Annotated in this window: 21 protein-coding genes; 6 read left to right on the forward strand and 15 right to left on the reverse strand. The window is 45.2% G+C overall.

The window, feature by feature from the left end; translation table 11 throughout:
* Positions 1 to 44 precede the first annotated feature (44 nt).
* From P4S58_RS05240 to P4S58_RS05290, 11 genes are all read right to left on the reverse strand, one after another.
* Positions 45 to 440 carry a GspS/AspS pilotin family protein gene (locus tag P4S58_RS05240; protein WP_102968823.1) on the reverse strand — a complete coding sequence of 132 codons (396 nt, stop codon included), beginning with the start codon at positions 438 to 440 and terminating at the stop codon, positions 45 to 47.
* 1 nt (position 441) lies between these two features.
* Positions 442 to 738, reverse strand: coding sequence for a YciI family protein (locus P4S58_RS05245; protein ID WP_102968824.1), 297 nt, complete (start codon positions 736 to 738; stop codon positions 442 to 444).
* A 97-nt stretch (positions 739 to 835) separates the two neighbouring features.
* Positions 836 to 1,237, reverse strand: a complete 402-nt coding sequence (yciA, locus tag P4S58_RS05250) for an acyl-CoA thioester hydrolase YciA (RefSeq protein WP_171137512.1) — start codon at positions 1,235 to 1,237, stop codon at positions 836 to 838.
* A gap of 116 nt (positions 1,238 to 1,353) precedes the next feature.
* The gene (locus P4S58_RS05255) at positions 1,354 to 1,899 is read right to left on the reverse strand and encodes a septation protein A (protein WP_102968825.1); all 546 of its coding nucleotides are present in this window, start codon (positions 1,897 to 1,899) and stop codon (positions 1,354 to 1,356) included.
* A 154-nt stretch (positions 1,900 to 2,053) separates the two neighbouring features.
* On the reverse strand, positions 2,054 to 3,349 hold the full coding sequence (locus P4S58_RS05260; protein ID WP_042488308.1) for a dicarboxylate/amino acid:cation symporter: 1,296 nt from the start codon (positions 3,347 to 3,349) through the stop codon (positions 2,054 to 2,056).
* A 337-nt stretch (positions 3,350 to 3,686) separates the two neighbouring features.
* Positions 3,687 to 4,493, reverse strand: a complete 807-nt coding sequence (gene trpA / locus P4S58_RS05265) for a tryptophan synthase subunit alpha (RefSeq protein WP_102968827.1) — start codon at positions 4,491 to 4,493, stop codon at positions 3,687 to 3,689.
* Positions 4,493 to 5,683 carry a tryptophan synthase subunit beta gene (trpB, locus tag P4S58_RS05270; RefSeq protein ID WP_042488314.1) on the reverse strand — a complete coding sequence of 397 codons (1,191 nt, stop codon included), beginning with the start codon at positions 5,681 to 5,683 and terminating at the stop codon, positions 4,493 to 4,495. Before trpB ends, trpA begins: the two co-directional genes overlap by 1 nt.
* A gap of 83 nt (positions 5,684 to 5,766) precedes the next feature.
* Positions 5,767 to 7,152: a bifunctional indole-3-glycerol-phosphate synthase TrpC/phosphoribosylanthranilate isomerase TrpF gene (gene trpCF, locus P4S58_RS05275; protein WP_102968840.1), complete on the reverse strand. Its 1,386-nt coding sequence runs from the start codon at positions 7,150 to 7,152 to the stop codon at positions 5,767 to 5,769.
* A 112-nt stretch (positions 7,153 to 7,264) separates the two neighbouring features.
* Complete coding sequence (gene trpD / locus P4S58_RS05280; protein ID WP_042488317.1) at positions 7,265 to 8,263, reverse strand: anthranilate phosphoribosyltransferase; 999 nt, start codon at positions 8,261 to 8,263, stop codon at positions 7,265 to 7,267.
* Between the two features lie 73 nt (positions 8,264 to 8,336).
* Positions 8,337 to 8,915, reverse strand: a complete 579-nt coding sequence (locus tag P4S58_RS05285) for an aminodeoxychorismate/anthranilate synthase component II (RefSeq protein ID WP_102968828.1) — start codon at positions 8,913 to 8,915, stop codon at positions 8,337 to 8,339.
* A 16-nt stretch (positions 8,916 to 8,931) separates the two neighbouring features.
* Positions 8,932 to 10,518, reverse strand: a complete 1,587-nt coding sequence (locus P4S58_RS05290) for an anthranilate synthase component 1 (protein ID WP_102968829.1) — start codon at positions 10,516 to 10,518, stop codon at positions 8,932 to 8,934.
* A 332-nt stretch (positions 10,519 to 10,850) separates the two neighbouring features.
* Between P4S58_RS05290 and rnm the strand changes: the two genes are divergently transcribed.
* The 3 genes from rnm to rluB all read left to right on the forward strand — a co-directional run bounded on the left by rnm (position 10,851) and on the right by rluB (position 13,601).
* Positions 10,851 to 11,738 carry an RNase RNM gene (rnm, locus tag P4S58_RS05300; RefSeq protein WP_042488327.1) on the forward strand — a complete coding sequence of 296 codons (888 nt, stop codon included), beginning with the start codon at positions 10,851 to 10,853 and terminating at the stop codon, positions 11,736 to 11,738.
* A 2-nt stretch (positions 11,739 to 11,740) separates the two neighbouring features.
* Positions 11,741 to 12,361 (forward strand): L-threonylcarbamoyladenylate synthase, encoded by a 621-nt coding sequence (locus P4S58_RS05305; protein ID WP_042488330.1) that lies wholly within the window; start codon positions 11,741 to 11,743, stop codon positions 12,359 to 12,361.
* A gap of 214 nt (positions 12,362 to 12,575) precedes the next feature.
* Positions 12,576 to 13,601, forward strand: coding sequence for a 23S rRNA pseudouridine(2605) synthase RluB (gene rluB / locus P4S58_RS05310; protein WP_237292384.1), 1,026 nt, complete (start codon positions 12,576 to 12,578; stop codon positions 13,599 to 13,601).
* A gap of 134 nt (positions 13,602 to 13,735) precedes the next feature.
* On the opposite strand, the gene cydC is transcribed toward rluB, so the two are convergent.
* The 3 genes from cydC to trxB form a co-directional block, all read right to left on the reverse strand.
* Entirely contained in the window at positions 13,736 to 15,457 is a 1,722-nt protein-coding gene (gene cydC / locus P4S58_RS05315; RefSeq protein WP_102964370.1) for a heme ABC transporter ATP-binding protein/permease CydC, read from the reverse strand.
* A complete protein-coding gene (gene cydD / locus P4S58_RS05320; protein WP_102964371.1) occupies positions 15,450 to 17,252 on the reverse strand; it encodes a heme ABC transporter permease/ATP-binding protein CydD in 1,803 nt (600 codons plus the stop codon). Before cydD ends, cydC begins: the two co-directional genes overlap by 8 nt.
* 247 nt (positions 17,253 to 17,499) lie before the next feature.
* The gene (gene trxB / locus P4S58_RS05325; protein ID WP_042488339.1) at positions 17,500 to 18,459 is read right to left on the reverse strand and encodes a thioredoxin-disulfide reductase; all 960 of its coding nucleotides are present in this window, start codon (positions 18,457 to 18,459) and stop codon (positions 17,500 to 17,502) included.
* A gap of 170 nt (positions 18,460 to 18,629) precedes the next feature.
* Between trxB and P4S58_RS05330 the strand changes: the two genes are divergently transcribed.
* The 3 genes from P4S58_RS05330 (at position 18,630) to P4S58_RS05340 (ending at position 21,339) form a co-directional block, all read left to right on the forward strand.
* Positions 18,630 to 19,019, forward strand: coding sequence for an ACT domain-containing protein (locus P4S58_RS05330; protein ID WP_102964372.1), 390 nt, complete (start codon positions 18,630 to 18,632; stop codon positions 19,017 to 19,019).
* A 438-nt stretch (positions 19,020 to 19,457) separates the two neighbouring features.
* Positions 19,458 to 20,114, forward strand: a complete 657-nt coding sequence (locus tag P4S58_RS05335; protein WP_180980186.1) for a 2OG-Fe dioxygenase family protein — start codon at positions 19,458 to 19,460, stop codon at positions 20,112 to 20,114.
* A complete protein-coding gene (locus P4S58_RS05340; protein ID WP_102968830.1) occupies positions 20,098 to 21,339 on the forward strand; it encodes a cysteine desulfurase-like protein in 1,242 nt (413 codons plus the stop codon). Before P4S58_RS05335 ends, P4S58_RS05340 begins: the two co-directional genes overlap by 17 nt.
* A gap of 71 nt (positions 21,340 to 21,410) precedes the next feature.
* On the opposite strand, the gene P4S58_RS05345 is transcribed toward P4S58_RS05340, so the two are convergent.
* Entirely contained in the window at positions 21,411 to 22,238 is an 828-nt protein-coding gene (locus P4S58_RS05345; protein WP_102964375.1) for a DUF2797 domain-containing protein, read from the reverse strand.
* Positions 22,239 to 22,279: the final 41 nt, after the last annotated feature.

Consider the following 22,279-nt stretch of genomic DNA (forward strand, 5'->3'; position numbering starts at 1 on the left):
TGTGAGCCCTTGTTTGTAGAACAAAGCATTTTTAGAGAACAAAGCTATTGTGAAGCGCAAGTTTGCTGCGTGATGAGTTCATCCACCATCAGTTGTCCACGAGTGTTACGCATTTTGATTCGGTAACTTAAACCCACTTCGAGGTTTGCTTTGATATTTTTGTCTGAGCAAAAGGTTTGGATGCTACTTTGCATAACCTGAGTTACAGGTTTGGCATTTTTATCATCAGCGTTATAAACCATCATCATTTCAATGGTGGTGCCTTTGGCAGTCGCACGCATGATATTGAGTGGGCCGTACTCTAAAGGCAGTTCAGCGCTCAGCAGGCTGGCTCTATTATCCGCAAGTAGTTCAAGGTTTCTCTGGTTGTCTGAATTAGAGCTACAACCTGAAAGCAGAACTAAGCCGAAAGCGATAATTCCAGCGGTACTTTTTTTCATACTAAAATACTTTTTTGAACGGTTTGATGATGACATTAGCATAAACACCTGCTGCCACATAGGGATCTGCGTCTGCCCATGCTTTTGCTTCTTCTAATGAGTTGAAATCAGCAATAACAGTTGAGCCAGTGAAACCTGCCTCACCTGGGTTTTCAGAATCGATGGCAGGCAGAGGACCCGCTGTCAGCAAACGGCCTTCATCTTGAAGAACTTGTAAGCGTTCTAAGTGCGCAGCACGAACACTCATGCGTTTTTCCAAGGAGTTCTCAACGTCTTGAGAAAAAATGACATACCACATAATCCATATCCTTATTAATGACTGAAACTGCAAGTTACCGGCAACTAATGTACTGAAACTTGGCAATATTTAAACCTTGATGGTGATATTTCTGTGATCAGTTCCCTGCGTTAATCGGGCGAGGGCGTCCATCGGAATCAATCGCGACATAATTAAATGTGGCTTCACATACTTGGAAACGGTCACCTATGCCGTCAACTTTAACGGGCTTCACCCAAACTTCTAAGTTAATCGACATAGAAGTGCGGCCAATCCTAGTACATTCACCGTAACAGCAGACCACGTCACCCACTTTCACTGGCTTTTTAAACGCGATACTGGAAACAGAGACGGTAACTATGCGACCAGAAGAGATCTCTTTCGCTAAAATACCGCCGGCCAAGTCCAACTGAGACATAATCCAACCACCAAAGATATCACCATTTGCATTGGTGTCTGCTGGCATAGCAACGGTTCTAAGTAATAGTTGGCCTTTAGGGGAACTGACTTCCTGACTCATTTCAAATTCCGTAGTAAACAAAACAGCGACCGTGTTACCAAGTCGCTGTCAGAAAAGAGGGCATTATAGCAGTAAATTCTGCGGCTTATTAACCCCTAAGAGTCATGTATGACTATCTATTGGTTAGAATTTTTCTGCTCTTTAGGAAGATGTTTGTAAATATAAACGCCAGTCAGCAGGGTGTAGAGAAATGTTGCGATAAGAAGACCGAACACTTTGAAATTAACCCAGACATCCAAAGGCAATTGATAAGCAATATAGATGTTAACGACTGCACAGATAGTGAAGAAGGCAACCCATGCCCAGTTTACTTTCGACCATACACTGTCAGGCAGAGTGATTTCCTTACCTAACATACCTTTGATTGCTGATTTGCCCATCAAATGACTGATAGTCAGGCCAAGAGCAAACACTGTGTAAACAATGGTCACTTTCCATTTAATGAAGTTGTCATCGTGAAGGAAAATCGTCATACCACCAAAGATGGCGACAACAGCAAAGGTAATGAGCTGCATTTTTTCCACTTTCTTGTACACGAAGTACGAAATAGCGACTTGAATGGCAGTTGCAGCGATCAACGCAGCAGTCGCGACATAAATATCGTATAGCTTAAAAAGCGCGAAGAAGATAATTAGAGGAATAAACTCAATCAGTTGTTTCATTATGTAGGTACATCCAAACTTTTCGTTGCCGACAGTCTACTCAATTTGCTCTGTCATCTGAATAGCCATTAGCGATTTAGTTACAAATTTGGCTATCTTGTTGCTGAAAGCAAAAAACCGCTCATTAGAGCGGTTTTTACTAGAGATTCAGCTGTTAAGCTTGCTGATCTTGATAAACTTTTTCAGCATCAGAATCTTCAATCATAGAATCAACGATCACTGCACAAGCTGCATCACCAGTGATGTTTAGTGCAGTACGGATCATATCGAAGACACGGTCTAGAGCGAACAGCAGTGGTAGGCCTTCAATTGGAATGCCAGCAGCAAGAAGAACCGCTACAACCAAGAATGAAGGACCAGGTACACCAGCTTGACCTACAGCACCTAGTGTTGCAGTCACGATGATTGCAATGTAAGCACCCATTGATAGGTCAATGTGGAACAGTTGAGCAAAGAAAACTGCAACTAAACCGTAGTAGATTGCATTACCTGACATGTTAATCGTTGCGCCTAGAGGCAGAACGAATGATGCTGTCGAGTTACGTACACCTAGGTCTTTCTCAACGGTGTCCATAGTAACAGGAAGTGTTGCCATAGAAGATGCTGTTGAAAGAGCAACCGCTTGTGGCTTCTTCATTGCGCTGATGAACTTCTTAGCTGAAGTTTTGCTGAAGAAATGAATCATTGCTGGGTAAACGATGAAACCAAAAATCAGGATAGCGGCTGTGTAAACAACAAACAGTTTGAATACCACCATTAGCGCGCCAAAACCGAATGTACCCACAGCTTCAGCCATCAGACCGAATACGCCGATTGGAGCGATAACCATCACTTTGTTGATCATCCACACCATTGAATCAACGATAGTGTTTACACCGTTGATTACTGGATCGCGTTTCTCTGGGCTTTGTTTAGAAATGGCAATACCTAAGAACAAGCAGAAAACGAGGATTTGCAGAATGTTTGCGTCGTTCAAAGATTGGAATACGTTAGTCGGAATCATACCGATAACCGTTGCCCAAAACGTAGGTAGTTCACCTTTTGATGCGTATTCTGCTGAGAACATGCCTTCAACACCAGAAACATCAATACCCATACCTGGTTGGAATACTTCACCCATAACCAGTGCAAGAACAACCGCTAGAGCAGAAGTCACTGCAAAGTAACCTAGAGTAACGAAACCAACTTTACCTGCTGAGTGGCTATTGCCTAGGCCAGCTGCACCTGAAATCAGAGCAACAGCGACCAAAGGAATAACTAACATCTTGATTAAGTTAATAAAGATGGCACCCAATGGAGAAAACATTGTCGCATCGTGACCCATGACAGCACCGATGAGGGTACCGAGTACCATGGCAATCACAACTTGAACACCAATGTTCTGTAGTAAATTCTTTTGTTTTAACACTTCCTTAACCCCTGTGCTAATAATGTGTAAATTTCTAGACATAACCACTAACCAATCCTCGATTAATGGAAAATTATGTTGCTCGGTTTTTTACACTTATATTTCACAATTGGCAATATGCATCTGCGTCGGATTTGACGTAATCACCCATTTTTGCTGATGAAGTGGTCATTTATTAGTCATGGAAAACGTTTGCTTTAGGTTTTGGAACAGAAATGGGTAATGGCGGAGTGAGGGATATTTTGAACGAAATAGTCGGTGAAATGTTAAAAAAATGATCAATTCTTAAACTGACTAGCCTTGAATAGCTATAAAATTGCCAGTTTAAAATTGATCATTAGAAGTAGGTGGTAGGGTCACCAAACCCTACCTATTGGAACTATTTTATGGTCGCTTGTTTCATTGGTGTTATAAAACCAGCTAATGATTTCAGCAGCGCTTCAGGGTCGTTTTGGTTTGTTTCGATAATCTTCACTACAGCAGAACCGGAGATCGCGCCAGCCGCGCCAGCCGCAATAGCTTGTTTTACCTGTTCCGGTTGGGAAATACCAAAACCAAGAAGTGCTGGTGGTGCATCAAACTGATTTAAACGCTCTAACAGCTCATGCACTGGCATATTGGCTTTTGTTTCCGCACCAGTCACACCCGCACGAGAAAGCAGATAAGTATAGCCTTTGCTCAATGACGCGACAGATTTCAGCGTTTCATCACTGGCCGTTGGTGGTGCAATGAAAATAGGCTTGATGCCGAACTTTTCCGCAGCCGCAACGAATTCAGCGCTTTCTGTGGTTGGTACATCAGCGACCAGCACTGAATCAACACCTGCTTCCTGACAACGTTGATAGAAGTTTTCAATACCGCGAGAGAACACCAAGTTCGCGTACATTAACAAACCGATTGGCGTGTCTGGGTTCTTAACACGGATTTGCTTGATAAGGTCAAAACAGATATCCGGAGTAGTACTCGCCTGAAGGGCGCGATTGTTTGCTCCTTGAATCGTTGGACCATCTGCCAACGGATCTGAGAACGGGAAACCGAGCTCAAGAGCATCTGCGCCAGCATCAATTAATGTCTGCATAATTTGCAGAGAAAGCTCAGGAGAAGGGTCCCCAATCGTTACAAATGGAACAAATGCGCCTTGTTTTTGCTCAGCTAAGCGCTGAAAAAGAGATTGATAACGATCCATTACAGCACTCCTTTATCTTGTAAAATTTTGTCCACGGTGAAGATATCTTTGTCTCCACGGCCAGATAGGTTAACCACTAATAACTGCTCTTTTTCTGGTTCAGCAAACGCCATTTTCAATGCGTGCGCTAATGCATGTGAAGATTCAAGCGCAGGAATGATGCCTTCTTTACGAGCAAGCAGTTGGAAAGCGTCCAGTGCTTCATCGTCGGTGATGCTGTCGTATTCTGCACGGCCAATCGAGTTCAGATAAGCATGTTGTGGACCCACAGAAGGGAAGTCCAGACCCGCAGAAATTGAGTAAGACTCTTCAACCTGTCCGTATTCATCTTGCATCAATGGTGCTTTCATACCTAAGTAGATGCCTGTCTTACCATGTTTTAAAGGCGCACCGTGTTGGTCGGTATCAATACCTTTACCCGCAGGCTCTACGCCTATGAGACGAACCGATTCTTCTTCGATGAAATCAGCGAACATGCCGATAGCGTTAGAACCGCCGCCGACACAAGCAATCACCGCATCTGGTAAACGACCTTCACGAGCTAAAATTTGATTCTTAGTCTCTTCACCAATGATGTGCTGGAATTCACGAACAATGGTCGGGAATGGGTGAGGACCCGCAGCAGTGCCTAATAAGTAGTGGGTGTTTTCATAACTTGCAGACCAGTCACGCATTGCTTCGTTACAAGCATCTTTTAAGGTCGCTGAACCAGAGTGTACAGGGATTACTTCTGCACCCATTAAGCGCATGCGGAATACGTTCGGGCTTTGGCGCTCAACATCTTTTGCACCCATGTATACGCGGCATTTCAAATCTAACAGTGCACAAGCCAGAGCCGTTGCTACACCATGTTGACCAGCGCCGGTTTCAGCGATGATTTCGGTTTTGCCCATACGTTTTGCTAATAGTGCCTGACCAAGAACTTGGTTGGTTTTATGCGCGCCACCGTGAAGCAAATCTTCACGTTTCAAATACAGTTTAGTTTTTGTGCCTTTGGTGATGTTGCGCGTTAGCGTCAATGCTGTAGGGCGTCCAGCGTACTCCTGTAGCAGAGTCATAAATTCCGAACGGAACTCTGGGTCTTCTTGAGCATCAATAAAAGCTTGTTCTAGCTGGTCTAGAGCGGGTACTAAAATCTGAGGTACGTACTGACCACCGTACTCTCCAAAATAGGCGTTAAGTTTTGCCATGTTCATTATCCCTTAATTGCGATCCCCGTTTGTATATTCGGGGATACGATAATAGTCATCGATGTGTTCGTATTTTCTAAAATTTAGTAATTTCTAATCGCACTGAAGGCTTGCTTCAACTTTGCTGCGTCTTTTTTACCGGGTTCGGATTCAACACCTGAGTTGAGGTCTAATCCCATACATCCTAGTGTTGCCGCATGTTGTGCATTCTCTGGAGACAGTCCGCCCGCCAGCATGACATTGGAAACCGGTGCGTTTGCCAGTAATGACCAATCAAATGAAGTTCCGGTGCCACCGCTTTGTGTGCCAACTTTGGCATCCAGTAAATGGCGGTCGACATGGTTTTCAATAAATGCAGGCAATTGGTCTGTTACCCCGTAGGCTTTCCAGATTTCTACCTGTTCAGGCAGAGCACTTCTCAGTTCATCAATAAATGCTTGCGATTCATCACCGTGTAATTGCACTGCGAATAACCCGAGCTGAACGGCGGTGTCTGCCACTTCTTTCACTGAGTGATTCTGAAATACACCCACATATTGCAAAGGTGCACCAGCCATGGTTAAACGTGCTGCTTCTGTATCAACATAGCGTTTTGATTTAGGAACAAAAATCAGACCACCAAATACCGCGCCTGCTTGGTAGGCTTTCACTGCATCATCAGGGTGAGTCAGTCCGCATACTTTGTTTTCGCCCAGAACCACTTTACGTACCGCCAATTCGAGGTTTTCCTGCGCCATTAACGCGCTGCCAATCAAAAAGCCGCTTGCGTATGGCACCAAGTCACGCACCTGCTGGTGGGTGTAAATACCAGACTCCGAGATAACCGTTGTACCTTCTGGCAGCAGCGGTGCGAGTTCTTTCGTACGGTTAAGGTCGGTTGATAGGTCGCGTAAGTTGCGGTTGTTAATTCCTATCACTTTTGCTTCAAGCGCAACGGCTCTGTGAATTTCTTCTTCGTTGCTGGTCTCAGTCAGAATGCCCATACCGAGTTCATGAGCCACAGCAGCCAGTTCTTTATATTGCTCATCATTGAGCACAGAAAGCATCAGCAGAATCGCGTCTGCGCCGTAATGACGAGCGAGATAAACCTGATAAGGGCTGATCATAAAGTCTTTGCACAGTACAGGCTGTGTTACCTGAGAGCGAATACGTGGCAGAAACTCAAAGTTACCCTGAAAGTATTTTTCGTCTGTCAGAACGGAAATTGCGTTCGCGTACTGGTTGTACACCGATGCGATGTAATCCAAATCAAAATGCTGACGAATCAAACCTTTTGATGGCGATGCTTTTTTGCATTCCAGAATGAAAGCCGTTTTGCCGTTGTCCGAATTTTGATGACCTAAAGCTTGATAGAAATCGCGATCAGATGTGGTCAGAAGATTTTTAAAGCTCTCAAGAGGCTGCTCTTTTTGGCGTTCTTCAACCCATACCGCTTTGTCTTTGACTATTTTGGCTAACACTTGCGCCATTTTCGTATTTTCAACGGAAATATGTTCAGAGAGTTGTTGTGGTTGTCCGCTCTCAGCTTTCTCGTTAGCAAGAAGTTCGTTACTGACGTTGGTTTCGTTAGACATGTCGACGTTAACCTCGATTCGCTAATTGTTGAACTAATTCGTAAGCTTTACCTGAGTTCATAACGTCAATGGCTTGCGCCGCGTTCGCTTTGAGGTCTTCTTTCCCAAATAGTCGTAAAAGAAGAGCAACGTTGACAGCAACAGCAGCGAGTTGTGCAGGCGTTCCTTTGCCATTGAGGATATCAGTGATGATGGCGCGGTTTTCTTCAGGCTCCCCACCTTTGATTGCGTCTAGCGGGTAAGTCTCTAATCCAAAATCTTGCGGTGTCAGAGTGTATTCAACAATCTTACCGTCTTTGATCTCTGCAACATGGGTTTCACCATGTACAGCCACTTCATCTAATCCTGAGCCATGAACTACAGCGGCTCTTTTGAGACCCATTTGTAACATGGTTTCCGCAATAGGACGAACCAAATCTAAACTATAAACACCCATTAATTCGATATTGGGTCTCGCAGGGTTAATCAGTGGACCTAAAATGTTGAATATGGTGCGAGTTTTCATGGTTTGACGCACAGGCATCGCATGGCGAACACCACCGTGATACTGAGGTGCAAACAAGAAAGCGACACCCAAATCGTCCAGTGCTTGACGAGTGTCTTCAGCACTCATTGCTAGGTTGATACCGAATGAATCGAGAAGATCAGAAGAACCGGATTTGCTAGAAACGCCACGGTTACCGTGTTTTGCGACTTTTACGCCACACGCGGCTGCAACAAATGCTGAAGTGGTTGAGATATTGATGGTATTGGAACCATCGCCACCAGTACCAACAATGTCAGCGAAGTCATAATCCGGGCGCGGGAAAGGATTGGCGTTCGCCAGCAAAGCTTTGGCTGCACCAGCAATTTCATCCGGCGTTTCGCCTTTAATTTTCAAAGCTGTCAGTACCGCAGACATCAGAATCGGGTCCATTTCGCCACGGATGATATGGTCGAACAACTCTTGGCTTTCGCTTTGGCTTAGTGACTGTTGCTCGTAAAGTTTGTTGATGATGTTTTGCATGTTTCTATTCCTTATCCTTTTCGCCACTGTCTTGTTGGGCTCTAATCTTTTTCGTTGAATGCGCTTGAGATAGTTAACTGAGCGCCCAATCAATCGCGTTTTCTAACAGTGTTGCTCCCTGCGTAGTCATGATGGATTCTGGGTGAAATTGGAATCCACACACATGGTCTTGTTCATGCACAACCGACATCACTAATCCATCAACTTCAGCGGTTACGGTTAACTCTTCGCTCACATGCGTCGCGACCAGTGAGTGATAACGAGCAATTGCCAGTGGCGACGGTAGTCCTTGGTAAAGCGCGTGGTTTTGATGTTCCATCATGGATACTTTGCCGTGAACGATTTCACCAGCGCCGGCAACCGTACCGCCATAAGCTTCAACAATCGCCTGATGACCAAGGCAGATACCAATCATAGGCACTTTACCTTTCAGACGTTTTAGAATTTCTGGCATGACGCCGGCTTCAGAAGGCGCGCCCGGACCTGGCGATAAAACGATAACTGGCTGCTCTAGGGCTTCCACTGCATTTTGAATGGTGTCTGCCGCAATATGGTTACGGTAAATCGTGACCTGATGACCCAATGAACGGAACTGATCAACCAAGTTGTAGGTGAATGAATCAAAGTTGTCGATGAATACGATATTCGCCATGAGTTACTCCTCCTACTTACGCTTTATTTAAAGAAGATTGCGCTTGGTGAGCGTGTTGAATCGCTGAAATGACGGCTTGAGCTTTACCGCGTGTTTCATCTGCTTCTGCTTGTGGATCGGAGTCGAAGACCACGCCAGCACCGGCTTGAACTTGAGCGATACCGTTTTCCACATAAGCAGAGCGAATCACGATACAAGTATCCAAATCGCCTTCACCGGTCAGGTAACCCACCGCGCCACCGTAACTACCACGACGTTCTTTCTCTACGTTACGAATCAGCTGCATAGCGCGGATTTTTGGCGCACCGGTCAGCGTGCCCATGTTCATACATGCTTGGTAAGCGTGCAGAGCATCTAAGTCCTGACGAAGCTGACCAACCACGCGAGAAACTAAGTGCATCACATGGCTGTAACGGTCTACTTTAAGTAAGTCGGCCACATGGCGAGTACCCGCTTGGGAGATACGAGCCACATCGTTACGTGCCAAATCCACCAACATCATGTGTTCCGCGTTTTCCTTTTTATCCAGACGCAGTTCCAGTTCGATACGGCTGTCCAAATCAAAATCAATACTGCCATCAGCGCGTTTGCCACGACGACGAGTTCCCGCAATAGGGTAGATTTCAATTTGGTTGGTTTCTTTCTCGTACTTCAGAGCACTTTCAGGTGAAGCTCCGAACAGAGTGAAACGCTCGTCCTGCATGTAAAACATGTAAGGGCTAGGGTTGCTCTTTTTGAGCTGCTCATACGCTGCAAGTGGAGAAGGGCAAGGAAGTGTAAAGCGGCGAGACGGTACCACCTGGAAGATGTCGCCTTTCACGACGTAGTCTTTCAAGTCTCGAACTATGGAGCAAAACTCTTCATCGCTGATGTTAGTGTTAACCGATACGTCTGCGACTTTTTCAGCTTGTGGCTGCAATTGAGGAATCGCAGCTTGCTCAGTAATAACAGCAAGACGACTGATGAGAGCTGTATGTGTTTCTGTGGTGCGTGAGAATGCGGTTGCTTGAAGTTGACAAGTCTCAGTCTGGTGGTCGACTACCATTAATGTCTCTGCCACATAAAAAACGTAATCAGGGCATTGGTTACTTTGTATTGCATCACCAAGTGGTTCAAAGTTGGCAACTAGGTCATAAGCAAATAAACCACCAATGAAAATGGCGTGTTTGTCTTGTTTGCTGAGATCAAAGCTGTGCTGAACAAGGCGTAATGCGTCGAATGAAGACGCTTCTTTTAAACGCGAATCTTCATCTAGCGTATCGCACGGCGCTTCAAAGTTCAGAGTAAGAAGCGAGCCTTCCAGTGTAGCTGGAATGGCATCAACAATGTTCTGCTTTAAAATTTCAACCAACTGCATGCCATTGTCGGTTAAAGCTTGAAAAGTCACTTTATGACCTAAACAAGTGATTCGTACGGCGGCGTCAATCAGCAGCAAGCTTTTGAGGTTCTGTTTTGAATCAATTTCAGCAGACTCAAGCAATAAACAGTCTGTTTTGCCTTCGCACAGTGCGTGAAATAGTGCTGTAGGATCTTGCGTATAAGGGATAGAGGTCTTGATGACTTCTAACTGTGCAAGTTTTTTAATTTCAATGGCCTTGTTCACAAGACCTCCTTATTAAATCGTCTGAATTTGTTCTCTAACCAGTTGAAAGTAGAGGATGTGATATGTCAACTGATAAAATAAAAGCCCGCTAATTGCGGGCTTTATGAATGCGTTTCTCTGAATTAGAAGTGCACGTTTGCCCGCCATGAATCTGACCACATACGCCACCAATTAATATTAAGCTCAGCAGAAGCTGTGCTTAAATTAGAATATGGGTTTGTGTTGATTTCTTGTAACATAGCAAGCCTTAATTTGTGCTCTCGTATTTGTGTACTAGTAAACTAGTGCGAGAGGTGAAAGTCAAGCCTTAAAAACAGGCAAAATTAAAAAATATGAAAATAGACTTACATAGTCACACGACAGCGTCTGATGGCCGCATGTCTCACGAAGAACTGATTGAACGCGCTATCGGGTTTAATGTTGATGTTCTTGCGATTACAGATCACGACACCATTGAGGCGTTAGCACCAGCACGCGCTTATATTGAAGAGAAACAGCATCCGATTACGCTTATCAATGGTATTGAAATCTCAACGGTTTGGCAGAACAAAGACATTCATATTGTTGGTTTAAATATCGATCCATTGAATCCACATCTGCAAGGTCTAATTGAGCAACAGAAAGCACACCGAGTCGGACGTGCGGAGCTGATTGCTCATCGATTAGAGAAATCAACCCGAGAAGGCGTACTTGAGGAAGTCAAAGCGATCGCAGGCGATGCACCGATCACGCGTGCCCATTTTGCTAAATGGCTAGTGGATGCGGGTTATGCGAAAAATCTTCAGCAGGTCTTTAAGAAATTTTTAACGCGCGATAATCCGGGCTATGTACCACCCAACTGGTGCTCAATGGCGGATGCGGTTAACGCGATTCATGCCGCCGGAGGGCTGGCGGTGCTTGCTCATCCGGCTCGATATAACTTGACGGCTAAGTGGCTTAAGCGCTTAATTGCTGCGTTTGTAGAAGCCGGTGGTGACGCAATGGAAGTTGCTCAACCTCAACAAGCGCCACAAGAAAGGCGCACTTTGGCTGATTATGCTATACAATACAACCTATTAGCTTCTCAAGGCAGTGACTTTCATTACCCGTCTCCGTGGATGGAGTTAGGGCGAAATTTATGGCTGCCTTCTGGCGTGGAACCAGTCTGGAAAGACTGGGAAATACTCTCTAAAGACACAGCTGAGAGACTAGGGCAAGAGACCCTAGGTAAAGAGGAATAATAATGAGCCAGTTTTTTTATGTTCATCCAGAAAACCCACAAGCGCGTTTAATCAATCAAGCGGTTGCTATTATTCGTAATGGTGGTGTGATTGTTTACCCAACTGATTCCGGTTATGCATTAGGCTGCCAGTTAGAAAATAAACAGGCATTAGAGCGTATTTGTCAGATTCGTCGTTTAGACGACAAGCACAATTTCACATTGCTGTGCCGCGACTTGTCTGAGATTTCACTTTATGCTCGCGTGGATAATACGGCTTTCCGTTTATTGAAGAACAATACGCCAGGGCCTTACACCTTTATTTTTAAAGGTACGAAAGAGGTACCGCGTCGTTTAATGAACCCTAAGCGTAAAACTATTGGTATCCGTATTCCGGACAACAAAATCGCGTTGGATCTGCTTGAAGCATTGGGCGAGCCTTTGATGTCGACTTCACTTATTTTACCGGGCAATGAGACGACGGAATCGGATCCTGAAGAAATTCGTGATCGTCTTGAACACGCGGTAGATGTGATTCTCAATGGTGGATTTTTGGGTGAACAGCCGACAACAGTGATTGATTTCAGCGATGATGAGCCACAAGTTGTTCGTGTTGGTTCGGGTGATCCAATACCGTTCGAATAAGCGGTGAAACGAGACAAGTTTCTTTTTTGTTCACGCTCGCGTCCACTCAGGTTTGCCTTGTGAAATCTCTACTTAGTTTGGGGATAAACTGGGTGCTTTTGTCGGTGTAATCTGTAATAATACGCGACCGCGATTTTTGCCAGAAAAACTGGTACTGAAGTCAGATCGCATACTAATATTTCGACGTCTGAGAAGACGACACAAAGGTAGATAAATGAGCGAAAAGTTACAAAAGGTTTTAGCACGCGCCGGTCATGGTTCTCGTCGTGAGTTAGAAGCTCTGATTAGAGCGGGTCGTGTTAGTGTTAATGGCAAGGTAGCTGCGTTGGGTGAGCGCTTAGAAGATGAAAGCGCTGTTGTACGTATTGACGGGCATACCGTATCTGCAAAAGCACAAGAAGAAGTTGTATGTCGCGTACTTGCGTATTACAAACCAGAAGGTGAGTTATGTACTCGTCATGACCCTGATGGTCGCCGTACGGTTTTTGATCGTCTACCGAAAATTCGCGGTTCGCGCTGGATTTCAGTAGGTCGTCTGGATGCAAACACTTCAGGTCTGCTTCTGTTCACTACTGATGGTGAGTTGGCCAACCGTTTGATGCACCCAAGCCGTCAAGTGGAACGTGAATATTTAGTGCGTGTTTTCGGTGAAGTAACTGAAGATAAAGTACGTAACCTTGTTCGTGGTGTTCAACTTGATGACGGTTTAGCACGTTTCGAAGACGTGGTTTACGCTGGTGGTGAAGGTATGAACCACACCTTCTACGTTGTTATTAACGAAGGTCGTAACCGCGAAGTTCGTCGTCTTTGGGAATCTCAAGAGACCACAGTTAGCCGTCTTAAACGTGTACGTTATGGTGATATCTTCCTAGATAAGAAATTGCCTCGTGGCGGTTGGATGGAACTAGACCTTAAGCAAGTAAACTACCTGCGTGAGCTAGTTGATCTACGTCCAGAAGACGAAACGATGCTTGATGTGTCTAAAGACAACACTTCTCGCAAGCGTGAGCGTTCTCGTAGTCAGAAAATTCGTCGTGCAGTACGCCGCCATGAAGAGCGCGTCACAGCACCGGCACCGAAAGGCCGCCGCAAGCCAACAGCAGCGACAAACAAGCCATCATCTGGTGAGCACGGTTCTCGCGCAAAAGCGGGTACAGCTGCTGGTAAAGGCCAAGCAGGTGGCAAAGGCAGAACAGGCGGAAGACCAGCGCAAAAGAATACGCCTCGTACGCGTAAGTAACCTGAATTTATCAGACTCTCTAATTTGAAAAATCCCGAGCTTAGCTTGGGATTTTTTGTATCTGAAGCCGGTATCTTTTCGCTGGCTGGAGAAGAGAATAAAAAGCCCTTTAGCAAACTAAAGGACTTTGTCTTTTATAGGGTCTGAGTCAGCTGATAATAGCGACCTTGCTGTGCTAGTAACGCTTCATGGTTACCATGCTCGACTACTTCACCTTGTTCAATCAAACATATCGCATCCATTTGATCTAAATTGACTAGACGGTGCGTAATGAAGATGACCGTTTTACCTGAGAAATGAGACTTAAACAGATCCATGATTTGCTGTTCTGTTTGTTTATCCAAACCTTCGGTTGGTTCATCCAGCAATAGGATAGGGGCGTTATGCAAAATAGCGCGCGAGATGCCAATACGGCGTTTCTCACCACCTGAAAGCTGACGTCCGCCATCTCCCAGCCACGTATCTAATCCCGGAGCTTCAAGTAGCTTTTGTAATCCCACTCGTTCGAGAATTGCGCACAACTCTTCGTCCGTAGCTTGCGGTTTTGCCATTAGTAGGTTATCTCGCAAGGAGCCATTCAAGATGTCGACACGTTGGCTGACGACACTCATTGATGCGCGCAGGTCACTTTCACTCCAGTTTTTCAGAGGCGTTTCGGCGATTTTAATCTCACCTTGGTTAGTATCCCAGTAACGGCAGAGCAATTGGATCAGCGTTGATTTCCCCGAACCTGTTTGACCAACAATAGCAAGTTTGTGGCCTGCTGGCACCGAAACTCGGACATTGTTCAGCACTTGCTGTTCGCTGTCTGGGTATTGGAACGACACACCGTCGAATTCTACTGAAAACTCACCTGAATGTGGTGCATTTTGTGTAGGGAATACAACATCAGGCTCACTAAGTATGACTTCATTCAAACGACGGGCAGAAGTCAGTGTTTGGCCTAAATGTTGGAATGCTCCCGCTATTGGCATGAGTAGCTCAAAGCTTGCCATGGTTGCGAAGATCATCAGAGCGATCATAGGGTCAGGTGCCTGACCGTTAACACCGTCAGCCGCTAGCCACAGCATCAGAACCAGTGTCCAGCCATTTGCCAATAACAGAAGGGCTTGGGCTAAACCAGTAAAGCTCGCATTGATTTTCTGATTAGTCAGCAATTTTTCTTGCGCGGTGTAAATGGCTTCGCGGTAATGAGATTCCGCACCAAAGATAGTTAGTTCGCTATAGCCTTGCAGCCAGTCCATGGTTGCAATACGCATATCTGCTTTATTTTGGGTAAGTTCAGCACCGTTACGCTTGCCAAGCTTGTAGAACATAACCGGCCAAAGCAGCAGTAGCACAAAGAGTACGGAACCCAGTACTAATCCTAAGCTTGAATCAAACCAGCAAAGTAGGGCAGTAATTGCAGCAATACCGAGCACACCAACGGTTACGGGGCTGATAAGGCGTAAGTAAACATGGTCCATTGCATCGATATCGGCAACAAGACGGTTTAAAAGGTCTGCATCACGCAGGTTTGAGATTCGGCCTGGAATCATAGGTGCGAGTTTTTCAAAAAAGAAAATTCGCAAGTCAGTCAGCAGTTTGAACGTGGCGTTATGGCTTACGACTCGCTCGCCCCAGCGTCCCGCCGTACGCCCCATGGCAAAGCCGCGAACGAATGCACCCGGCAACATATAGTTGAACGTTTCACGGGCAATCGTTAAGCCAGCAACCGCAGCGGCAGAGAGGAACCATCCTGAAAGGGTAAGTAAGCCAATTGATGCTAACAGGGTTAGAAATGCCAGCAACATCCCGAGAGACAAACCAAACCAGTGCTTTTTATACAGTTTTAAGTATGGCAGTAAATCACGCATCTAAATTCCCCTTATCAGCTTTTTGAACGGCTTGATTGGACGCTAACATTGAGGCAAAAAGACCTTGTTGTTGGCTGAGCGTATTGAAATCTCCGGATTGCTCAAGCAAGCCATCGCGCATGACGAGGATTTGATTGACGGATTTCAACGGGAGTAGTTGGTGAGTGACAAGCAGTGCTGTTTTGTTTGCAATTTGAGTATTAAGACCTTGCATGACCAACTGTTCGCTGCGTGCATCTAAACTCGCGGTTGGTTCATCCAGTAACCAGAAACGGCCTTTTTGTAGCATCGCACGGGCTAAGGCTAAGCGTTGTGCCTGACCTACAGACAAGCCACCAGAGCGATCACTGATCATATAATCCAAACCATGCTTGTTAACAAACTCTGAAGCATAAGCATTATCGAGCACTTCTTGAACGGCTTGGTCAGTAATATCGTTCTTACCTAGAGTTACGTTGTCACGAATTGTACCGTGTACCAGTAACGGGTTTTGACCAACCCAGCTTATCGCTTTGCGCCAACTTGTATGATCGAGTTGACTGAGCTCGATGCCATTAATCGTCAAACTGCCTTGATATGGCATAAACCCTAAAATGGCATTTATCAGGCTGGTTTTACCTGCGCCGCTTGGGCCAACTAATGCTGTGGTTTCATGGTTGTTCAAAGTGAAAGAAACAGGGCCAACTAAGCGTTTACCTTCAGGGCTCAGAACTTCCAAATCACGAGCAACGATCTCAACAGAATCATTGGTCGATTGATGATTCGTCGGAAGAGGCGTTGAACCCGAAGCCACTTTGCTCACATCGGTTTGTAGGAACTCAACAATACTTTCAGCAGCACCCACCGCTTGCTGTTTCGCATGATAATAAGTGCCCAGCTCACGTAGTGGCTGATAAAACTCTGGAGCGAGAATAAGAATAAACAAACCGGAGAACAAGGTGACGCCTGCGCCGTAGTAACCAAATTCTAATTCGCCGATAAAGCTGAAACCGAAGTAAACCGCAGTAATCGCAATTGAAATCGACGTAAAGAACTCAAGTACGGCGGAAGATAAGAATGCTATGCGTAAAACATCCATAGTCCGCTTACGGAATACTTCAGATGCACCGCGCATATGCTCTGTTTCTGCTGCTGTACGGTCAAACAGACGAATCGTCGTCATTGACTGTAAGCGGTCATAGAAGTGACCAGAAAGACGTTGCAGTGCTTTAAAGTTTTTTCTGCCTGCGTCAGCGGCTTTAATACCAACTAGCGCCATAAATAACGGAACGAGGGGAGCTGTGATCAAGAATATCAAACCAGCAGCCCAGTTGACTGGAAATACTACGATGAGAATGACAAACGGGATCAATACGGAAAGCGACATCTGCGGTAAGTAGCGAGCAAAGAAGTCGTGCATGTTTTCAACTTGCTCTAGTGTCAGCGTCGCCCATGCCCCAGCAGGCTTGCCTTTGATATAAGCAGGGCCTAACTCACGCAGTTTGTCGAAGATTAGCTGGCGGATGTAAATTCGGATTTCTTTACCGGCTTTAAAGCCTGCGATCTCTCGTCCCCAGGTACATCCAGCGCGTGCAGCAACAGTCACCACTAAACCCAAAAAGTAAGGTATTAGCGAGTATTTGTCTGCATGCTCGATAATCAGCTGATGCAAAATTGTCGCGAGTAGAGCCGCTTGGGCAAGTAGAAATAGGCTCGAAAGTACCCCAAGCCCAACAGCAATCATAAGCCAGCGTTTGGCTAATTTACTTTGCTGCTTGAGCCATGCGTTCAAGCTACGTTGTTTTTTCTTATCCATTATGTAAAGGCTTAATCATAATTATTATGTAATCCCCTTCCTTGATGGAGTGACAGCGGTTCTGCCTGTGTTCAGTAGTTCCGATCACCAATTGGTTGGTGATAAATGGAGCCTATTCACTTGCCGCCGAGCTGTTACGTCAATAAGTTGGGGTTTTGTTGAGGCTGAGTAGTATACAAAAGAAAACCCAGCGGATATACCGCTGGGTTTATGAGTTAGCTATTAATAATGCAAATTAATTGTGTGCTTATTTGTCATTAAGGCTGTCTAGATAGCGTTCTGCGTCTAACGCAGCCATACAACCAGTACCGGCAGAAGTAATCGCCTGACGGTAGTTGTGGTCCATAACGTCACCAGCAGCAAAGATACCTTCGATGCTGGTTTGAGTGGCATTACCTTCCAGACCGGATTTCACAATAATATAACCGTCTTTCATTTCAAGCTTGCCTTCAAAAATCGCTGTATTCGGCTGGTGACCAATCGCGATGAATGCACCCATCACTTCCAAATCTTCAGTTTTGTCTGATTGCGTATCTTTTAGGCGAACACCCGTTACACCCATCTCATCACCCAAGACTTCATCAAGAGTGCGATCGGTGTGTAGAACGATATTGCCGTTCTCTACTTTGTCCATCAGACGGTTGATCAAGATCTTTTCTGCACGGAAGCTATCACGACGGTGAATCAGATGAACTTCAGATGCAATGTTTGATAGATACAGCGCTTCTTCAACCGCAGTGTTACCACCGCCGACAACCGCAACTTTCTGGTTACGATAGAAGAAACCGTCACACGTCGCGCAAGCCGATACGCCACGACCTTTAAAGGCTTCTTCAGAATCCAGACCGAGATATTTCGCTGATGCGCCAGTTGAAATAATCAACGCATCACAGGTGTATTCGCCTGAATCGCCTTTTAGACGGAAAGGACGCTGGCTGAAATCCACTTCGTTGATGTGGTCGAACACGATCTCTGTTTCAAATCGCTCTGCGTGTTCTTTCATTCTTTCCATTAGTGCTGGGCCTGTTAGACCTTCAGCGTCACCCGGCCAGTTTTCGACTTCAGTTGTCGTAGTCAACTGACCGCCTTGTTGCATGCCAGTCACTAACACTGGGTTTAAATTCGCGCGCGCTGCATATACCGCTGCGGTATAGCCAGCAGGGCCCGAACCTAAGATAAGAAGTTTGCAATGTTTAACGTCGCTCATTATTGCTCCAATCGTTTAATGATCGAAAAGTTAACTCGATTGTAGGGATAAATTACTAGGAATAAAAGGAGAAACAGCCGAATAAATGGTTATAGTTTAGAATTATAAATAGGGTTGAATTCCTTGTTTTTAAAAGGGATTTGAGCCGTTCACTGGAGAATGGAGCAAAAATGGCGGGAATAACAGACTTACAACAACTACTTAGTTCAATGCAGCCACATTTAGTTGAAGGGGAATTTGTGTTTTGCACATTAACCGGCAAGGTAGATGAGTATCTGCACTGGCAGCCTGTTGCGGCTTTCTGTGAACAAGAAGGCTTAAGTTTGGTGATACGTAAACAGACGGCTTTGGAGAATCACATCGAGTTTGAAAACACATACCGACAAATCACTTTAACGGTGCATTCCAGTCTCGATGCTGTGGGCTTAACGGCTGCCGTGTCCACCAAATTAGCTTCTCATGGTATTAGCGCGAATGTGATTGCCGCTTTTTATCACGATCATATTTTTGTTCAATCCTGTCATGCCGAAACGGCATTAACGCTTTTATCAAATTGGTAGCTTGAAGTGAAAGGGCCGGGATTTTTTCGGTCTTATTTACTTATCTCGCCTGACACTAAATGACTTGATATCGACTTGAAGCTAGTGTTTTTACACTAGGCTTTCCTTTCTTTGTTTGACCTGTTGCATAGCGAAAAATTCTTCCCCCTTTAAATAATCGAGCTAGGCGGATTTTTCTTGGGAAATAAAAAATAATACATTTAAATCAGTGTATTAGGTGAGTTAAAGGGAAAGCGTTCAAATTTCACCTACCTAAAGGTTGTGGGTTGAAGTAATGGACCGTAATTTTGATTATTTTTGGTTTATTATTCTTTTTTGTTTAAATTTGTGGGTTTTGTTGCCGTAAAAACTGGAATTCACCAAATTAATGCGTACTATAAATGTAAAATAATTGTTAAATATAATAATAACAAAAGTGTCTTCATTAAGGAGTCGATGATGTTGCACTCACACTTAAATACCCTACATATAACTCAATTGAGTCAAAACGCTTTATCCCAGCTTGCGCCATCTTTTGTTAACTTGCCACGTACTGATCATGCTGACGGACAGTATCGACTACGTCGCTACTCTGTGGTTCGGTTTATCGAAGGCAAAGTGCTCCCGACGGATAAGCACGACTTTATGCAATCCGACGACATTAACCATTTCCAAGGCAATGTCGTTCGTCATTTTGAACCGATCTTATCCTCGACTTTGAGAAGTGAAGGTATGAGAGAAATGTGCGAGCTGTTTGTCAGCAGCAATGAACTTCCAGACGGTCAAGAAATCGAAATCCACCAGATGCGTATTGCGGCCATCTTCGATGAAACCCAAGTCGCACCTGAAGGTGTTCATCAAGATGGCTTTGACCATATCGCCATTATTGGTATCGACCGACACAACATTGTGGGCGGGGAAATCATGCTTTATCAAGACTGCCATGACGCACCGTTTTTCCGCAAAGTGCTAGATAACGGTGAAGTTGCGATGCTGGCAGATAACATACTTTGGCATAACGCTCGTCCGATTCGTTCAGTTGAACATGGTGAAGAAGGGCATATGGACGTATTCGTATTAACCGCGAAAGGAGCAAAGAATGCCCTCCAATCTTAATGCATTCAGTTTAGAAACAGTGAGAGGGCAGTTTTCTGCTCTCTCACAAATGCATAACGACAAACCTGTGATTTTCTTTGATGGGCCGGGTGGTTCTCAGGTACCGCAATCTGTGATTGACCAGATGTCGCACTACCTTGGTCACTACAATTCCAATTTGGGTGGACACTATTTTTCCAGCCGAATTACCACCGATTTGATGCAACAGGCTCGCGAACATGCTCAGGCACTTTTAAATGCAGAGTCTTCAGGCAACATTGTGTTTGGCGCAAACATGACGTCACTGACTTTTCAGCTTAGCCGAGCCATCAGTCGAGAGTGGAATGAAGGTGATGAAATCATAGTGACGTCGCTTGACCATTACTCGAATGTTTCAAGTTGGCAACAAGCAGCACAGGACAAAGGAGTTGTTGTTCATCAGGCACAAGTGGATATCACAGACTGCACTTTGGATACCGAACACTTACTGTCTTTAATCAACTCTAAAACTAAGCTGGTGGCGGTGACTTATGCATCGAATACCACTGGCTCAATTGTTGATGTGAAACGAATTGTCGATGAAGCGCATCGCTATGGCGCTATCGTCTATGTTGATGCTGTTCACTATGCACCGCATCACCTGATTGATGTTCAGCAGTTGGGGTGTGATTTTCTTGCATGTTCCGCCTATAAGTTCTTCGGCCCACACGTGGGCATGGCTTATGTTGCGCCTCACTGGTTGCATGCATTGAAGCCTTATAAGGTTGAACCGGCAACCAATATTGGTCCGGGTCGTTATGAAACGGGTACGCAAAGCTTTGAAGGTTTAGCGGGTGTGATTGCGGCGATTGAATATCTCGCCCAATGGGGAAACCCCGAGGACAGTTTGCGCCAGCGGTTGGTCACGAGCTTTGAGCAGTATAATCACCATGAACAACAATTAAGTGCTTACTTTCTGGAAAAATTAAGCCAACTTCATGGCGTAACACTTTATGGTTTACCGTGTTCGGATAGTGAGAAACGCACCCCAACATTTGCGATTCGAATGAACCACTTCCCGCCGGAATTTGTCGCAAAAACCTTAGGTGAGCACAACATCTGTGTCTGGAACGGACACTTCTATGCTCTCGGGTTGGTTCGTCAGCTTGGATTGGAACAAAATGGTGGTGTGATTCGTATAGGTTTTATGCACAACAACACCAAAAGTGAAATAGATGAGCTGTTTAAAGTGCTTTCTAGCTTGTAGGTTCTGAATAACAAAGTCTAAAGAAGAAGGGCTCGGTGCTATACCGAGCCCTTCTTCTTTATAAAGAGAGTTTATTCTGCGCTCACTTCGACTTCATAAGAGGTGAACTTACGAATGTTGATAACACCCGTATCCAAAATGAGGTACTGGCCCTTTATACCTTGCAGTACGCCGCGAACAACCGGTTCTTTATCAAAGTTATGCGAGGTGATCTTGCTTGGAAACACTTCTACAGGGTATTGAATCTCGGTGATTTGAGCGTTGACCTCTTCGACGGCATCGTCACCGAATCGCTGTTTAATCTCTGCGAGCTTTTCTTCAACCAGCGGACGCAGCTTAGCAAACTGTTCCTCTAAAGGGAGCGGGGCACCATTGCCTTTTAAGAGTGTACGCCAGTTTGTTTTGTCGGCGATGTGCTTAGCCAGTTCTACTTCAACCAAGCCAGAGATGTGGCGAGTTTTAACCTTATAGATAGGCAGGCCTTGAGTCGCCCCTTGATCTATCCAGCGGGTTGGAATTTGCGTATGGCGCGTGATGCCCACCTTTATGCTTGACGTGTTTGATAAGTAAACATAATGGTCAACCATGCAATGGTCTTGTGCCCAATCTGGTTCACGGCAGGTGCCTTGATCAAAATGGCAAGTTTCCGGCTTCATAATACACATGTCGCAGCTCGCCAGTTTAGTCATACACACATAGCAATGACCTTGCGAATAGCTTTTTTTGGTTTTCTTACCGCATGAACAACAGAAAATATTGCCAGTGTGCTTTAGCGTGATGGGTTTATTGATGAACGGATTCAGGTCGACAAAACCTTCGCCGACAGGCAATTGATAGTGGACATTTTCGCCCAGTTGAGCGCGCATTTTGTTTAATACGCCCGATGCGATGACAGACATGACATTACTCGTGTTTTATTAGTTTGCGCCAACTGTAACAA

This window comes from Vibrio sp. Hal054 (assembly GCF_037162405.1).
Lineage (GTDB): Bacteria > Pseudomonadota > Gammaproteobacteria > Enterobacterales > Vibrionaceae > Vibrio > Vibrio diazotrophicus.

Excerpts from the sequence above, each read along its gene's own strand:
- P4S58_RS05240 (WP_102968823.1), bottom strand. The coding sequence starts at position 440 with ATGAAAAAAAGTACCGCTGGAATTATCGCTTTCGGCTTAGTTCTGCTT.
- P4S58_RS05245 (WP_102968824.1), bottom strand. The coding sequence starts at position 738 with ATGTGGTATGTCATTTTTTCTCAAGACGTTGAGAACTCCTTGGAAAAA.
- yciA (WP_171137512.1), bottom strand. The coding sequence starts at position 1,237 with ATGAGTCAGGAAGTCAGTTCCCCTAAAGGCCAACTATTACTTAGAACC.
- P4S58_RS05255 (WP_102968825.1), bottom strand. The coding sequence starts at position 1,899 with ATGAAACAACTGATTGAGTTTATTCCTCTAATTATCTTCTTCGCGCTT.
- P4S58_RS05260 (WP_042488308.1), bottom strand. The coding sequence starts at position 3,349 with ATGTCTAGAAATTTACACATTATTAGCACAGGGGTTAAGGAAGTGTTA.
- trpA (WP_102968827.1), bottom strand. The coding sequence starts at position 4,493 with ATGGATCGTTATCAATCTCTTTTTCAGCGCTTAGCTGAGCAAAAACAA.
- trpB (WP_042488314.1), bottom strand. The coding sequence starts at position 5,683 with ATGGCAAAACTTAACGCCTATTTTGGAGAGTACGGTGGTCAGTACGTA.
- trpCF (WP_102968840.1), bottom strand. The coding sequence starts at position 7,152 with ATGGCGCAAGTGTTAGCCAAAATAGTCAAAGACAAAGCGGTATGGGTT.
- trpD (WP_042488317.1), bottom strand. The coding sequence starts at position 8,263 with ATGCAAAACATCATCAACAAACTTTACGAGCAACAGTCACTAAGCCAA.
- P4S58_RS05285 (WP_102968828.1), bottom strand. The coding sequence starts at position 8,915 with ATGGCGAATATCGTATTCATCGACAACTTTGATTCATTCACCTACAAC.
- rnm (WP_042488327.1), top strand. The coding sequence starts at position 10,851 with ATGAAAATAGACTTACATAGTCACACGACAGCGTCTGATGGCCGCATG.
- P4S58_RS05305 (WP_042488330.1), top strand. The coding sequence starts at position 11,741 with ATGAGCCAGTTTTTTTATGTTCATCCAGAAAACCCACAAGCGCGTTTA.
- rluB (WP_237292384.1), top strand. The coding sequence starts at position 12,576 with ATGAGCGAAAAGTTACAAAAGGTTTTAGCACGCGCCGGTCATGGTTCT.
- cydC (WP_102964370.1), bottom strand. The coding sequence starts at position 15,457 with ATGCGTGATTTACTGCCATACTTAAAACTGTATAAAAAGCACTGGTTT.
- cydD (WP_102964371.1), bottom strand. The coding sequence starts at position 17,252 with ATGGATAAGAAAAAACAACGTAGCTTGAACGCATGGCTCAAGCAGCAA.
- trxB (WP_042488339.1), bottom strand. The coding sequence starts at position 18,459 with ATGAGCGACGTTAAACATTGCAAACTTCTTATCTTAGGTTCGGGCCCT.
- P4S58_RS05330 (WP_102964372.1), top strand. The coding sequence starts at position 18,630 with ATGGCGGGAATAACAGACTTACAACAACTACTTAGTTCAATGCAGCCA.
- P4S58_RS05335 (WP_180980186.1), top strand. The coding sequence starts at position 19,458 with ATGTTGCACTCACACTTAAATACCCTACATATAACTCAATTGAGTCAA.
- P4S58_RS05340 (WP_102968830.1), top strand. The coding sequence starts at position 20,098 with ATGCCCTCCAATCTTAATGCATTCAGTTTAGAAACAGTGAGAGGGCAG.
- P4S58_RS05345 (WP_102964375.1), bottom strand. The coding sequence starts at position 22,238 with ATGTCTGTCATCGCATCGGGCGTATTAAACAAAATGCGCGCTCAACTG.